The following is a 14,197-nucleotide window of genomic DNA, read 5'->3' as shown; positions in this document are numbered from 1 at the left end:
TCAGTGCGCGGCCGCGTTGTAGAAGGTCACGAGGTCGGCTTTCTCCTGCGGACGCGACGTATCGTCGAGATAGACCATGTGTCCGCCCTGATAGTCCCTGATCGTCAGGTTCGGTTGCGTCCCGAGCCGCGCGAGGTCGAGCTCGGTCTGGTAGAACGGCGTCGCGATGTCGTGATACCCGTTCAGCGACAGCACCTTCAGTTGCGGGTTCAGCGCCAGCGCCGCCGCGAGATCGGGGATCGTGTCGGGCATCGCGAGCCCGTCGTGCGTCCAGTCCCACGTGTTGATCGCGTTGCTGCTCAACGAATACGCCGACTGCGCGGTGTACTTCAGCTCGTTCGGCAGGTACTGGCCGATCGTGTCGGTGAACGGCTTCGTGATGAACGAGCTCGACGGATCGCCGTCCGCGGCAAGCGGGCTCGACACCGGCACGTTCACGCGCGCGTCGTAGCGGCCGATCAGCGTGCCCGGGATCAGCGACAGCTGGAAGCTGTTGTCGAAGAAGGTCGGGATCACGTTGAAGTCCGCATTCCACAGCGACTGCTTCACGCCGGTCGAATTCACCATCGTCGTGACGAGGGCCGGCGGCGGCGGCGTATGGCTCGCGAGGTACGCGTTCACGGCGGGCGCGTAGCTGCCGGCCGTCAGCAGGCGCATCTGGTCCGCATACTGCGGCAGGTTCGACGGGTTCGGGTTGTCGAGCTGGTAGTACGCACCGACGGTGCCATACGACGGCACGAAACCCGCGCAACTCACCGGGCTCGACCCGTTGTTCGAGTTGCCGATGTAGTCGCTCGCCATGTCGCAGTTCGTGTTGTAGTTCAGGATCGACGACTGCAGCACGATGCCGTCGAGCTTCACGCCGGCCGTCTCGAGCAGGTTCGCGAGCACGTCGGTGCGCGGCGTGCCGTACGATTCGCCGAACAGGTATTTCGGCGATGCGCTGCGCTGGTTCACGGCGAGGTAGCGCGTGACGAAATCGCGGAACGCGCCGCCGTCCTGGTCGACGCCCCAGAACGTCTGGTTCGTGTTCGGCGCGATCGCTTCGGAGAAGCCGGTGCCGATCGCATCGACGAACACGAGGTCGGTCGTGTCGAGCAGGCTTTCCTGGTTGTCGACGAACGGGAACGTCGACGTGTTCGCGTTCGGGTCGCCCGTCTGGATCCGGCGCGGGCCGAACGAGCCGAGGTGCAGCCACACCGATGCCGAGCCGGGGCCGCCGTTGTACAGGAAGGTGACGGGCCGCTTCGCCGCGGGCTGGTTGTCGGCCGTATAGGCGACATAGAAGAACGACGCTTCGGGCGCGCCCGTCTGCGGATTGCGCGCGACGAGGTGGCCGGCCGTGGCCGTGTAGCGGATCGTCTTGCCGTTCAGCGTGATCTGGTGATGCGTGACGGCGGCCTTTTCAACCGCGGCGGAGGCGTCGAGCGACGCGTTCGCGCTCGACGAATAACTGTTCGGATCGTTGTACGCCTTGTCCACCTGACCGGCGGGATCGGCTGAGTTGTCGGCGCCGGCAGCGGCGGACGATGTCACGTCGTCGTTGCAGGCCGTCAGAATCAGCGAAGAAAACACCACTCCCAACAACAGCTTCGCTTTGCTCGCTGGCATCGTTGCTTTCCTTCTCTCGGATGTTTTTTGTATCGAGCAGCCGGATAAGCCGCCCCCCGCCTCGATCGCGGCCGATAAGCCGAGGCGCTGGCCAATATACGCGAGCCCGTCAGCTTTGAAAAATTTTGAAATATTTGGCCGGCGGCCGGTGCGGCGCACACCTTTCAGGAATGCTTCGGTTTGCGAAACGTTGCATTTCACGCACCTTTCACGGACTTTCGCGTTTACCCGGGAATACTAAAAATTCCAGGATTTCGTGCCATATCAGCCAACAAACACGCGTGATCGCGAGCATTGCTCAGCAAAGCGAAATAGACGGATTCGTCTAATGGATGTGACCCGAAATGCGCGCGACACGCATGCGCTGCAGCGCACAAACGGCACGCGAGCGACCTGCGTGCGGCGCACGGGCATCGAAACGGTCGATGTGACGGCGCGCTCGCGCCGTTCACTCCGATTGCGGCAGTTCGGCCGCGCCCATCCGGCGGGCGATGACTGCCGCGCGCTGCGCCTGGTAGGCCGAACCGCGGTGCGCGTCGAACCAGCGCGGCTTCGGCAGCATCACCGCGAGGCGCGCCGACTGCCACGCGCCGAGCCGGCTCGCGGGAATCCGGTAGTAATAGCGTGCGGCCGCCTCGGCACCGTACACGCCGCGTCCCCACTCGACGGAATTCAGGTAGATCTCGAAGATCCGCTCCTTGTCGAGCACCGTTTCGAGCATCCACGTGATGATGAGCTCCTGCCCCTTGCGGATGTAGCTCTTCTCGCGCGACAGGAACAGGTTGCGCGCGAGCTGCTGCGTGATCGTCGAGCCGCCCGCGACGATCCGGCCGCGCGCCTTGTTCTTCTCCCACGCCTGCAGGATCGCGTCGACGTCGTAGCCGTTGTTGGTCGCGAAGGTCGAGTCTTCCGACGCGATCAGCGCGCGCTTCAGGTTGCGCGAGATCTGGTCGTAAGGCACCCACTGGTGCTGGATCTGCGCGGGCGGCTTGTCGCGCGACAGCCACCACGCGTCGGTGCGCATGAACGCGGTCGAGCCCGGGTTCACGAACGACCACAGCGCGATCTGTACGAGATAGAACAGCTGCGTCGCGAGCCACGCACCCGCGAACACCGATCCCGCATAGACGATCCAGCGCGTCGGGCTCACCGTCCGCGTGTGCTGTGTGCCGCTCACCGCCACCACGTGCCGCGCCCCGTTCAGCTCGCCGCGAGCGCCTGGCGCAGCGCGGCCAGCACCGGCGCGCCGTCCGGCCGCACGCCGCGCCAGATGAAGAACGATTCGGCCGCCTGCTCGACGAGCATCCCGAGCCCGTCGGCGGTGCGCGCGCCGAGCGACGCCGCATGCTGCATGAACACCGTCGGCTGCGCGCCGTACATCATGTCGTACGCGAGCGTGCCCGCGCCGAACGCGGCCGCGTCGCACTCCGGCAGCGCGGCATCGAGGCTGCCGGCCGTCGCGTTGATCACCACGTCATATGGCTCCGCGCGCACGACGTCCGGGCCGCCGCCCGCGAGCGTGCAGCCCGCATCGTGGGCGGCCTGCATGAACTGGCCGACGAGCGCCTCGGCCTTGCTCGCGGTGCGGTTCACGATCGTGATCGACAGCGGCGCGCGGTCGAGCAGCGGCAGCACGACACCGCGCGCCGCACCGCCCGCGCCGAGCAGCAGGATGCGCGCGCCCGCCAGCGACACGCCGAGATTCGCCTCGATGTCGCGCACGAGGCCGACGCCGTCGGTGTTGTCGCCATGGATACGGCCGTCGGCGTCGATGCGCAGCGTATTCACCGCGCCCGCCGCCGCCGCACGCGGCGACAGCGTGTCGGCGAGCGCATGCGCCTCGAGCTTGAACGGCACCGTCACGTTCGCGCCGCGACCGCCTTCGGCGACGAAGGCGCGCACGGCGGCTTCAAAGCCGTCGACCGGCGCGAGCCGGTGCGCGTAGTCGACCGGCTCACCCGTCTGCGCGGCGAACTGCGCGTGGATGAACGGCGACTTGCTGTGCGCCACCGGGTTGCCGAACACGACATAGCGGTCGGCGCCGCTCGTCGACGCAGCTGCGGTCATGATGCGCGCCCCTCTTCTTCGGCGTTGCCGCCCGTGGCTTCGCCGCCTTCACCACCTTCGCCGGCTGCTGCGCCGTCCGCCTCCGCCAGCGCTTCCGCCTCGGTTTCGGCCGTCGCGTCTTCGGCGTCGATCAGCGTGTCGTCGCCGCTTTCGGCGTCATCCTCTTCGTCGGCCGCGTCGCCGCTCGTCACGGTCGGCGCATCGAGCACGTTCAGCAACCGCACCGATGCCTCGATCGTCAGCTCGTCGAGCGACATCACGTCGAGCAGCACGCGCGTGCCGCGCGCATGCACGCCGAGCCCCGGCACGTGCAGCAGCAGCGGAATTTCCTCGAGGCGCACGAGATCGCCCTTCACCACGCTCGCGACGACCTGCTTCTTCTGCTCCTGCGCGAGCCAGCGCAGGCACCAGAAGTACTCCATCCGGCGCTGGTAGTCGGCGTAGGCCGTATACGTGTCGTCGAAGCCCTGCACGACCGCGTACAGGTCGGCGTCCTTCGGCTTGAACGGTGCGGCGAGCTTCGCGGTGACGCCGTGCTGCACGCACGCGAGCAGCTGCCACTGGTTCACGAGGTCGACGTAGCGGCGCAGCGGCGACGTGCTCCATGCGTACTGCGCGACGCCGAGACCTTCGTGCGGCGCAGCCGTCGTCTGCATCCGCGTGCGCTTCGGGCCCGGTGCGCCGAAGCCGCGCTGCGAGCGGTAGATGCCCGGCACCGTGTGATCGTGCAGGAACGCGCCCCACGTCGAGTTCGCGAGGATCGCGAGCTCCGATACGATCAGGTCGAGCGGCGAGCCGCGGCGGCGCGGCGTGATCGTCACGTGCTCGCCTTCGACGTAGAAGTTGTAGTCGGTGTTGCGCTGCACCTCGCGCTTCAGGCCGTAACCCGCGCGCGCGACCTGGCGCTTCTCGAACAGCGCCTGCGCGAGCGGCCACAGCACGGCGATGTCGTCCTTGTGCGGATAGTCGCCGGTGCCGGCCGCGAGCGTCTCTTCGTTGACGAGCTCGTCGAGGTTGTTGTGTCGCAGGTTGTTCTTCACGAACACGAGCTCGGCGCGCGTCTCGTTCGCGACGATCTCCTGCGTTTCGCGGTTGACGATGATGTACAGCGACAGCGCCGGGCGGTAGTCGCCCTCTTTCAGTGTGAACACGTCGACCACGTCGTCCGGCAGCATCGTGATCTTGTCGCCCGGCATGTAGACGGTCGACAGGCGCGTGCGCGCGATCGCGTCGATCGCGTCGCCGCGCACGATGCCGAGCGCCGGCGCCGCGATGTGCACACCGATGCGCACGCGGCCGTCGGCGAGATGCTCGACCGAGAATGCGTCGTCGATTTCGGTCGTCGTGATGTCGTCGATCGAGAACGCCTCGACGTCCGCGCGCGGCAGGTCGTCCGGCAGCGGGCCGACCGTGACGGCCGGAAAGCCCGTGCCGTGCGGGAAGAACTCCGCGAGGAAGCGCGCCTCGTGCAGCGCGCGCGGCGACGCGATGCCGCCGCAGTCGAGCATCAGCCGCGCCGGCGACACGCCGCGCGCACCGGCCGCCGCTTCCATCGCCTTGTATTCGATCGCGTTCTTGTCCGGCCGCGTCAGCAGCCCGAGCACCTTGCCCGCGAACGCTTCCGGCAGCTTGCCGGCCTTCAGCTCCTCTTCGTACTGCGCCTGGACGAGCGCCTGCTGGCGCTTGCGCTCGAGCGACGCGAGCGCCATCTTGAGCTGCTCTTCCGGCGCGCGCTGGTACTGGCCGCGCCCCTTGCGGCGGAAGTAGACGGGCGAGCCGTGCAGTCGCAACACCAGCGCCGCACGCTCCACCGGGCCGTACGTCGCGCCGAAGTATTCCGCGGCCAGCGCCGTATACGCGAACTCGTCGGCCGGCGCGCATTCCCACAGGAAATCCAGGTCGATCTGCTGCGCGGCCGAGTCGGCTTCCTGCATCAGTTCGCCCGCGGCCGGCTTGTCGAATTCGATCAGCACGTCTTTCGCGCGCACCTTGGCCCGCCGCCCGCCGGGCAACTCGACCTGAAATGCGTCGCCCTGGCGCGACAGCACGCTGCCCGCCTTGAAACTGCCCGATTCCTCGAAGAAAACGTTCACTCAGTACTCTCGTTCAGACTGCCGGGCGCCGCGTCCGCGGCGCCGCTTGATGATGGGAATTCGATCGGCACATGGCCGGATCAAGACGTCTTTCCGTCGCAAAACGCGAGAACGTCGTCGACATAGTCGGCAAATTCGCTGATCCCGTGATCGCTGCCTTCGATCACGCGCGTCTTCGCGCCCGGGTAATGCGCGAGCATCTCGCGGTAATCGAGCACTTCGTCACCGGTCGCCGCGAACAGATAGTAGCGTTCGGCACGCGTGATTGCCGGCACGCGCAGCGCGTCGAGTTCATGCAGGTGATGGCGCTCGACGACGATCGTGCCGCCGCCGTGCCACAGCGGCTGTTCGCCGAGGTGCTGCTCGAGATCGCGCTGCGGCACGATGGCCGGATTCAGCAGCACGGCCTTCCAGCCGTGTTTTTCGGCCAGCCACGTGGCGTAATAGCCGCCGAGCGAGCTGCCGATGACGGTCACGTCGCGCGCGCCGGCCACCTCGGCTTCCGCGACCGCGATCGCTTCGAGCGGCGACACCGACAGCGACGGGCACCGCCACTCGCCGCTGCGGCCGAGCTCGGCCATGCGCGCGGCGAGCTGGCGCGACTTCTGCGATTCCGGCGATGACCGGAAGCCGTGCAGATACAGGATCACGAGCGGCTCCCGAGCGCATCGAGCAGCTTCTGATGAACGCCGCCGAAGCCGCCGTTGCTCATCACGAGCACGTGATCGCCCGGGCGGGCGGCTGCGACGACGGACTTCACCAGCAGGTGCAGGTCGTCGAACGCGTGTGCGCGATCGCCGAGCGGCGCCAGCGCCTCGGCCAGATTCCAGCCGAGCGCGTCGCGCCCGGCCGGTGCGCCGTAACCGAACACGAGATCGGCGTCGGCCAGACTCGCCGGCAATTGCGACTTCATCACGCCGAGCTTCATCGTGTTCGAGCGCGGCTCGAGCACGGCGAGAATGCGGGAATTCTGGCGGCCGATGCGTGCACGAAGGCCGGCGATCGTGGTTTCGATCGCGGTCGGATGGTGCGCGAAGTCGTCGTAGACGGTCACGCCGTCCACGCTGCCGCGCACTTCCATGCGACGCTTCACGTTGCGGAACGCCGCGAGGGACGCGGCGGCCTGCGCGGGCGGCACGCCGACGTGGCGCGCGGCCGCGATCGCCGCGAGCGCGTTCATCCGGTTGTGATCGCCCTGCACCTGCCATGCGACTTCGCCGACGCGTTCCGCGTGCGAATACACCGCGAAACGCTCGTCGACCAGCACGCCGTCCTCGGCCGGCAGCGCCTGCCAGCCGCCGTCGACGCCGAACCGCTCGACCTCGCTCCAGCAGCCGCGCGCCAGCACGCGCTCGAGCGCGTCGGAACGGCCGTTCGTGACGATCCTGCCGACACCGGGCACGGTGCGCACGAGATGGTGGAATTGCGTCTCGATCGCGGCGAGATCGGGGAAGATGTCGGCGTGATCGAATTCAAGATTGTTCAGCACCGCGGTGCGCGGCCGGTAGTGGACGAACTTCGAGCGCTTGTCGAAGAACGCCGTATCGTATTCGTCGGCCTCGATCACGAAGAAGCTCGAATCGGTGAGCCGCGCCGACACGCCGAAGTTCAGCGGCACACCGCCGATCAGGAAGCCCGGGTTCAGACCGGAGTCTTCCAGCAGCCACGCGAGCATCGACGACGTGGTCGTCTTGCCGTGCGTGCCCGCGACCGCGAGCACCCACTTGCCGGCCAGCACGTGCTCGCCGAGCCATTGCGGGCCGGATACATAAGGCAGGCCGCGATCGAGGATCGCCTCCATCAGCGGATTGCCGCGCGTGACGACGTTGCCGATCACGAACAGATCCGGTTTCAGGTCGATCTGCTCGGCGCCGTAGCCCTCGATCAGCGTGATGCCCTGCGCCTCGAGCTGCGTGCTCATCGGCGGATAGACGCCCGCGTCGCAACCCGTCACCGTGTGGCCCGCCTCGCGCGCGAGTACGGCGAGACCGCCCATGAAGGTGCCGCAGATGCCAAGAATGTGGATGTGCATAGATGAATGCTTTCGCGCCGCCGGGCGCCGTCGATTCGGAAAGGATGTGTGTGCGGCGCGCCGGACGGGCCGCGCGGCCGGCGCCCGGCCAACGGCTTTTGCCGCGACACAAAGAGCACTATTGTAACTGACGGCCTGCCGTGCCCGGCGGCCCGAACGATGCGCGCGGGCGGCGCCGGCACGCCTGGCGGCAGGCCGCCGCACCCGTGCTCGGGCGCCGCGGCGATCGAGTATGATTGCCGGATCATGTCTCGCAAACCTCTTGTCGACCCGCGGCGCCTCCGCGAGGAAATTGCCCAGTCCGCCGCCCGCCTGATCGCGGAGGACGGCCTCGACTATGCCGGCGCAAAACGCAAGGCCGCGCGCCAGTTGCTGGGCGACTCGCGCGTTGCCGGCGAATGGCTGCCGGATAACGACCAGATCGAGGAAGAACTGCGCGAATACATCGCCCTGTTCCAGAGCGACACGCAGCCGGACGAACTGCGCCGCCTGCGCGAAGTCGCGCTCGACTGGATGCGCCGGCTCGCCGAGTTCCATCCTTATGTGACGGGTGCCGTGCTGAACGGCACCGCGAACGCGCATTCGGATATCCATTTGCAGGCATTCACCGACAACCCGAAGGACGTCGCGATCTACCTGCTGAACCAGAACGTCCAGTACGACGTGTCCGAGACGCGGCATTTCGCGGGCCGCGCCGACGTCGAGACGCTCAGTTTCCTGTGGCGCCCGCGGCGCGACGTGGATGCGATCGGCATCCATCTCGCGCTCTATGCGAGCGACGACCTGCGCGGCGCGGTCAAGGCCGACGCGCGCGGCCGGGTCGCCCGTGCGGACGCCGCCGCGCTGCGCGCGATCGTCGAAGCAGGCAAGGCCCCTTCCGAACCGGAATGATTCAACGATGATGATGAAACGCATGTTGGCGCTCGCGGTCGTCGCGGCCGCCGCCGTTGCCGGCGGGCTCGCCGCCGGCCATTGGTTCCGCGGCACCGCCGATGACGGGGTTGCCGTCGCCGCGCCCGCCGCGCAGGGCAGCCCGGTCGAACAGTTGTGGGCGGCCTCCCTGACGGGTGTCGACGGCAAGCCGGCCACGCTGTCCGCCTTCAAGGGCCAGAAGGTCGTCGTCAATTTCTGGGCGTCATGGTGCGGCCCGTGCGTCGAGGAGATGCCGGAGCTCGTCGCGCTGTCGCACCAGTACAAACAGAAGGGCATCCGTTTCATCGGGATCGGCGTCGATTCCGAACAGAACGTGAAGAACTTTCTGCAGAAGGTGAAGGTCGACTATCCCGTCTTCGTCAGCGGTTACGCGGGCGCCGATCTGGCCCGTAATTTCGGGAATACCGCCGGCGCGTTGCCGTTTACGGTCGTCATCGACCAGACCGGCAAGATTCGCGAGACAAAATTGGGACAAATCCAGCCGGCCGAGCTGAAAAAGACGCTCGACGCGCTGTAACCTGCCCGAACGGCGGCCCGGACGTTGTGGGCGATTTGCCCGTCGATCGCCGCAATTTCGCGTGAATTCGCCGCTACTTTGCATGCGCGCCGGTAATTCTTGCAGGTCCCGCGCGCTCGGCCGTTCGGCAAAACTAGACAAATTTCTCTAAATAGCGCTAAAGTTCGCGCAATTCCGCAGAAATAGAAGCGACCATGACACGATTGCTGGTGCTGCACGGCCCCAACCTGAACCTTCTCGGCACCCGGGAACCGGAGGTGTACGGCCGCGTCACGCTCGCACAGATCGATCAGGCGCTTGCCGCGCGTGCCCGGGAAGCCGGCGCCGAACTGTCGTCGTTCCAGAGCAACCATGAAGGCGCGCTGGTCGACCGCATCCAGGCCGCACGGGAGGAACAGACCGATTTCATCCTGATCAATCCGGCCGCGTATACGCACACGAGCGTCGCGATCCGGGACGCGATCGCCGGCGTTGGCATCCCGTTCGTCGAGGTTCACTTGTCGAACGTGCATCGCCGCGAAGCGTTCAGGCACCACTCCTACTTTTCCGACCAGGCCGAAGGCGTGATCTGCGGGCTCGGCTGGAAAGGTTATCTGTACGCGCTCGAGTACGCGCTGGACAAGCTGCAAGGCACGTCGCGCGGCTGAATTCGCGATCTAGATTCAGCGCCGGCCCCTAACCGGCGCTTTCACGTATTGAAAGGGGAATTCCCGATGGATCTTCGTAAGCTGAAAACTCTGATCGACCTCGTTTCCGAATCCGGCATCTCCGAGCTGGAAGTGACGGAAGGCGAAGGCAAGGTGCGCATCGTCAAGAACGCGCCGCCGGTCTACGTGCAGCCGACGGCTGGGTATGCCCCGCAAGTCAGCGCGCCCGCTCCGTCGGTCGCACTGCCGACCGAAGGCGCTGCCGCGCCGGCCGCTGGCGGCGCTGCCGCACCGGCTGCCCCGCAGGGCCACGTCGTGACGTCGCCGATGGTCGGCACGTTCTATCGCGCGCCGTCGCCGGGCGCGGACCCGTTCGTCCAGGTGGGCGACACGGTCAAGGAAGGCCAGACGATCTGCATCATCGAAGCGATGAAGCTGCTCAACGAGATCGAGTCGGACAAGGCCGGCGTGATCAAGGAAATCCTCGTCGAGAACGGCCAGGCCGTCGAATACGGCCAGCCGCTTTTCGTGATCGGCTAAATCCGCCGCGCGGCCCGCGGGCCGCGCACCGCCGATGCTCGCCAGGCGCCGTTCGCGCGCCCCTCGAAGAGACGAATACTCGCTATGTTTGAAAAAATCCTCATTGCCAACCGCGGTGAAATCGCGCTGCGCATCCAGCGTGCGTGCCGCGAGCTCGGCGTCAAGACGGTGGTCGTCTACTCGGAAGCCGACAAGGAAGCCAAGTACGTGCGCCTCGCGGACGAAGCCGTCTGTATCGGCCCGGCCCCGTCGAACCTGAGCTACCTGAACATGCCGGCGCTGATCAGCGCCGCGGAAGTCACCGACGCCGAAGCGATCCACCCCGGCTACGGCTTCCTGTCGGAGAACGCCGATTTCGCGGAACGCGTCGAGCAGTCGGGCTTCACGTTCATCGGCCCGCGCCCGGAAACGATCCGCATGATGGGTGACAAGGTCACCGCGAAGCAGACGATGATCAAGACCGGCGTGCCGTGCGTGCCGGGCTCGGAAGGCGCGTTGCCGGACGATCCGAAGGAGATCGTCAAGATTGCGCGCGCGATCGGCTATCCGGTCATCATCAAGGCGGCGGGCGGCGGTGGCGGGCGCGGGATGCGCGTCGTGCACACCGAGGCCGCGCTCGTCAACGCGGTCAACATGACCCGCGAGGAAGCCGGCCGTGCGTTCGGCAACCCGCAGGTGTACATGGAGAAGTTCCTCGAGAACCCGCGCCACATCGAAATCCAGGTGCTGTCCGACGCGTACAAGAACGCGATCTGGCTCGGCGAACGCGATTGCTCGATGCAGCGCCGCCACCAGAAGGTGATCGAGGAAGCGCCGGCGCCCGGCATTCCGCGCCGCCTGATCGACCGCATCGGCGACCGCTGCGCGGACGCCTGCAAGAAGATGGGCTATCTCGGCGCGGGCACGTTCGAATTCCTGTACGAAAACGGCGAGTTCTACTTCATCGAGATGAACACGCGCGTGCAGGTCGAGCATCCGGTATCGGAGCTGATCACGGGCGTCGACATCGTGCAGGAACAGATCCGCATCGCGGCCGGCGAGAAGCTCACGCTGCGCCAGCGCGACATCCAGTTCCGCGGACATGCGATCGAATGCCGGATCAACGCCGAAGATCCGTTCAAGTTCACGCCGTCGCCGGGCCGGATCACGTCGTGGCATACGCCGGGCGGCCCCGGCGTGCGCGTCGATTCGCACGCCTACAATGGCTATTTCGTGCCGCCGAACTATGATTCGATGATCGGCAAGCTGATCACCTACGGCGCGACGCGCGAGCAGGCGATCAGCCGGATGCGCATCGCGCTGTCCGAAATGGTCGTCGAAGGCATCCAGACCAACATCCCGCTGCACCGCGAGCTGATGATCGATTCGAAGTTCGTCGAAGGCGGCACCAGCATCCACTATCTCGAAAACCGGCTCGCCCAGAAGCAGCAGGTCGCACCGGAAGAAGCGTAAGCATGAGCTATCGCGAACTCGTCGTCGAACTGGCCCGTGAGCATGCGGAGGCACTGTCCGACGCGCTGCTCGAACTCGGCGCGCTGTCGGTGTCCGTGGAAGACGCCGACGCCGACACGCCCGACGAACAGCCGCTCTTCGGCGAGCCGGGCCTCGTGCCCGACCGCACCGCGTGGCAGCACTCGCGCGTGGTCGCGCTGCTCGCGGCCGAGCATGAGCCGGCCGTGCTGCTCGCCGCGGCTGCCAACGAGATCGGCATCGCTGAAACGCCGACGTTCGTCGTCCGCGAAGTCGAGGAACAGGACTGGGTGCGACTCACGCAATCGCAGTTCGAGCCGATCCCGATCGGCGAGCGGATCTGGGTCGTGCCGTCGTGGCACGATGCGCCCGATCCCGATGCGCTCGTCCTCGAACTCGATCCGGGCCTCGCGTTCGGCACCGGCAGCCATCCGACCACGCGTCTGTGCATGGAATGGCTCGAGCAGTCGGTGAAACCCGGCCAATCAGTGCTCGACTACGGTTGCGGCTCGGGCATTCTCGCGATCCTTGCGAAGAAATGCGGGGCGAACCCCGTCATCGGCATCGACATCGATCCGCAAGCCGTCGAATCGGCACGGCAGAACAGCGAACGCAACCGTGCGGAAGTCACGTACGGGCTGCCTGATGCGTGCCCGGACGGCGAATTCGACATCGTCGTCGCGAACATCCTGTCGAATCCGCTGAAGCTGATGGCGTCGATGCTCGCATCGAAGGTCAAGCCGGGCGGGCGCATCGCGCTGTCGGGCGTGCTCGCGCGCCAGGCGGACGAAGTCGCGGCCGTCTACGCGCGCTACGTCGACATCTCGGTCTGGCGTGAACACGAAGGTTGGGTATGCCTCGCCGGAACCCGGCGCGAAAGCCATTAGAATAGCGCTGTCCTTCACTCTGGCCAGCAGGCCGCCCGGCTCGACATGCTTCTTGCGACGCGCTGCCCTCATTGCGAAACCGTCTTCCGGCTGCAGCAGGAACAGCTCTCGCTGCATCAAGGGCTCGTGCGCTGCGGGCATTGCCATGAAGTCTTCAACGCATCCGAGTCGCTCGTTCCCGAGCATGCGCAGCAACCCGAGCCGGCCCTGACCGAACCGGCTGCCGCGCCGGACGAAGGCAACGCGCACCATCCGGCCCCGCCGGCCCGGCTGTTCACTGCCGATGCGCCGGCCGGGGCATCTTCCGACACCGATTACAAGCCGGAAGGCTGGGACATGTGGGCGCCGTGGCTCGACGCCGGCGTCGACCCGTCGCTGCAACACAACGTGCAGACCGTGCGCACCGAGCCGCTGATACCGCTCGCCCTTCCGTCCACCGACGCCGGCGTCGTTCACTTGTCGGGTACGCCCGCGCCGTACGCCCCCTCCCCGGCCGAGCTGGACACTTCCGCAGCCGTCGCGCAACCAGCCGAATCGCTGCAGACGCAAACACCGCGGGATACCGAATCATCGGCCGCGCCCGTCGAGCGCGACCCGCGTGAGCCGCGCTTCGTCGCGCACCGTCCGTCGGACGCAGATACCGCTCACGATGCCGCCGAACCCGTCGGCACCGCGCACTTCGCCGTGCCGGACGACGAACGCGCGCCGCGCGAACCGCGTTTTGCATTCGCGCCGGCACCGGCCATCGCCGCGGCCGGATCCGAACCCGACACCGGTACCGACGCAAAGGCACCGCACGACGAGAAACCAGCCGCGGCCGCCAGCGCGCCGGCCGCACCGTTCCCCGCTGCGCTGACCGACGACGATCGCCCCCACTTCACCGTCACGCGCGAGACGCGCGCCCCGCAGCGGCGCGGAATGCTCGGCGGCTTTTTCGGCGGCCTCGTCGCCGCCGTGCTGGCCGTGCTGCTCGTCGCGCAACTCGCGTGGTGGCAACGCGAAACGCTGATGATCCACTGGCCGGTCACGCAAGGCTGGTTCCGGCAGGCCTGCGCGCCGCTCGGCTGCACGGTCGCGCCGCCGCGCGCAATCGACGGCCTGCGGCTCGACGCGACCGACCTGCGCCAGCTCGACGGCCCGCGCGAGCTCGAGCTGAAGGTACCGCTGACGAACCGCTACCGCGTCGCGCTCGCCTACCCGTCGCTCGAACTGACGCTGCTGGACGACACCAACCACGTGACCGTGCGCCGCGTGCTCGCGCCGCGCGACTACGTGCGCCCGGGCACGCCGATCGACGCCGGGTTGCCGCCCGGCACGACGCAGACGATGGTCGTCCGCCTCGAAACGAATGGCACGCCCGCCTCGAATTTCCGCGTCCAGATCTTCTATCCGTGACGCAC

General features: G+C 67.1%; 13 protein-coding genes. 7 read left to right on the top strand and 6 right to left on the bottom strand.

Annotated features, from left to right (window positions below; genetic code table 11):
• From FOZ70_RS21150 to mpl, 6 genes are all read right to left on the bottom strand, one after another.
• Entirely contained in the window at positions 1–1,611 is a 1,611-nt protein-coding gene (locus tag FOZ70_RS21150) for a peptidase S10 (protein WP_042976644.1), read from the bottom strand.
• 448 nt (positions 1,612–2,059) lie between these two features.
• On the bottom strand, positions 2,060–2,797 hold the full coding sequence (mtgA, locus tag FOZ70_RS21145) for a monofunctional biosynthetic peptidoglycan transglycosylase (RefSeq protein ID WP_042976647.1): 738 nt from the start codon (positions 2,795–2,797) through the stop codon (positions 2,060–2,062).
• Positions 2,798–2,811: 14 nt separating this feature from the next.
• Positions 2,812–3,678: a shikimate dehydrogenase gene (gene aroE, locus FOZ70_RS21140; protein WP_048026102.1), complete on the bottom strand. Its 867-nt coding sequence runs from the start codon at positions 3,676–3,678 to the stop codon at positions 2,812–2,814.
• Complete coding sequence (locus FOZ70_RS21135; RefSeq protein WP_021161884.1) at positions 3,675–5,771, bottom strand: RNB domain-containing ribonuclease; 2,097 nt, start codon at positions 5,769–5,771, stop codon at positions 3,675–3,677. The genes aroE and FOZ70_RS21135 overlap by 4 nt, the downstream gene beginning before the upstream one ends.
• Positions 5,772–5,851: 80 nt before the next feature.
• Entirely contained in the window at positions 5,852–6,421 is a 570-nt protein-coding gene (locus tag FOZ70_RS21130) for a YqiA/YcfP family alpha/beta fold hydrolase (protein ID WP_021161885.1), read from the bottom strand.
• Positions 6,418–8,007 (bottom strand): UDP-N-acetylmuramate:L-alanyl-gamma-D-glutamyl-meso-diaminopimelate ligase, encoded by a 1,590-nt coding sequence (mpl, locus tag FOZ70_RS21125; RefSeq protein WP_346656407.1) that lies wholly within the window; start codon positions 8,005–8,007, stop codon positions 6,418–6,420. The genes FOZ70_RS21130 and mpl overlap by 4 nt, the downstream gene beginning before the upstream one ends.
• Positions 8,008–8,049: 42 nt before the next feature.
• Between mpl and FOZ70_RS21120 the strand changes: the two genes are divergently transcribed.
• From FOZ70_RS21120 to FOZ70_RS21090, 7 genes are all read left to right on the top strand, one after another.
• Positions 8,050–8,694, top strand: coding sequence for a hypothetical protein (locus FOZ70_RS21120; protein ID WP_059857741.1), 645 nt, complete (start codon positions 8,050–8,052; stop codon positions 8,692–8,694).
• A gap of 7 nt (positions 8,695–8,701) precedes the next feature.
• Positions 8,702–9,253: a TlpA disulfide reductase family protein gene (locus FOZ70_RS21115; protein WP_021161888.1), complete on the top strand. Its 552-nt coding sequence runs from the start codon at positions 8,702–8,704 to the stop codon at positions 9,251–9,253.
• A gap of 194 nt (positions 9,254–9,447) precedes the next feature.
• Positions 9,448–9,900, top strand: coding sequence for a type II 3-dehydroquinate dehydratase (gene aroQ / locus FOZ70_RS21110; RefSeq protein WP_011350880.1), 453 nt, complete (start codon positions 9,448–9,450; stop codon positions 9,898–9,900).
• 66 nt (positions 9,901–9,966) lie between these two features.
• The gene (gene accB, locus FOZ70_RS21105) at positions 9,967–10,440 is read left to right on the top strand and encodes an acetyl-CoA carboxylase biotin carboxyl carrier protein (RefSeq protein ID WP_021161889.1); all 474 of its coding nucleotides are present in this window, start codon (positions 9,967–9,969) and stop codon (positions 10,438–10,440) included.
• 84 nt (positions 10,441–10,524) lie between these two features.
• Entirely contained in the window at positions 10,525–11,892 is a 1,368-nt protein-coding gene (gene accC / locus FOZ70_RS21100; RefSeq protein ID WP_021161890.1) for an acetyl-CoA carboxylase biotin carboxylase subunit, read from the top strand.
• Positions 11,893–11,894: 2 nt separating this feature from the next.
• On the top strand, positions 11,895–12,797 hold the full coding sequence (prmA, locus tag FOZ70_RS21095; protein ID WP_021161891.1) for a 50S ribosomal protein L11 methyltransferase: 903 nt from the start codon (positions 11,895–11,897) through the stop codon (positions 12,795–12,797).
• 45 nt (positions 12,798–12,842) lie between these two features.
• Positions 12,843–14,192, top strand: coding sequence for a zinc-ribbon and DUF3426 domain-containing protein (locus tag FOZ70_RS21090; protein WP_219706635.1), 1,350 nt, complete (start codon positions 12,843–12,845; stop codon positions 14,190–14,192).
• Positions 14,193–14,197 lie beyond the last annotated feature (5 nt).

This window comes from Burkholderia sp. COPS, assembly GCF_019425585.1.
Classification (GTDB): Bacteria; Pseudomonadota; Gammaproteobacteria; order Burkholderiales; family Burkholderiaceae; genus Burkholderia; species Burkholderia cepacia.
The sequence above is the reverse complement of the archived record's forward strand: the minus strand, read 5'-3'. Positions and strand labels throughout refer to the sequence as shown.

Excerpts from the sequence above, each read along its gene's own strand:
- FOZ70_RS21150 (WP_042976644.1), bottom strand. The coding sequence starts at position 1,611 with ATGCCAGCGAGCAAAGCGAAGCTGTTGTTGGGAGTGGTGTTTTCTTCG.
- aroE (WP_048026102.1), bottom strand. The coding sequence starts at position 3,678 with ATGACCGCAGCTGCGTCGACGAGCGGCGCCGACCGCTATGTCGTGTTC.
- FOZ70_RS21120 (WP_059857741.1), top strand. The coding sequence starts at position 8,050 with ATGTCTCGCAAACCTCTTGTCGACCCGCGGCGCCTCCGCGAGGAAATT.
- FOZ70_RS21115 (WP_021161888.1), top strand. The coding sequence starts at position 8,702 with ATGATGATGAAACGCATGTTGGCGCTCGCGGTCGTCGCGGCCGCCGCC.
- aroQ (WP_011350880.1), top strand. The coding sequence starts at position 9,448 with ATGACACGATTGCTGGTGCTGCACGGCCCCAACCTGAACCTTCTCGGC.
- accB (WP_021161889.1), top strand. The coding sequence starts at position 9,967 with ATGGATCTTCGTAAGCTGAAAACTCTGATCGACCTCGTTTCCGAATCC.
- accC (WP_021161890.1), top strand. The coding sequence starts at position 10,525 with ATGTTTGAAAAAATCCTCATTGCCAACCGCGGTGAAATCGCGCTGCGC.
- prmA (WP_021161891.1), top strand. The coding sequence starts at position 11,895 with ATGAGCTATCGCGAACTCGTCGTCGAACTGGCCCGTGAGCATGCGGAG.
- FOZ70_RS21090 (WP_219706635.1), top strand. The coding sequence starts at position 12,843 with ATGCTTCTTGCGACGCGCTGCCCTCATTGCGAAACCGTCTTCCGGCTG.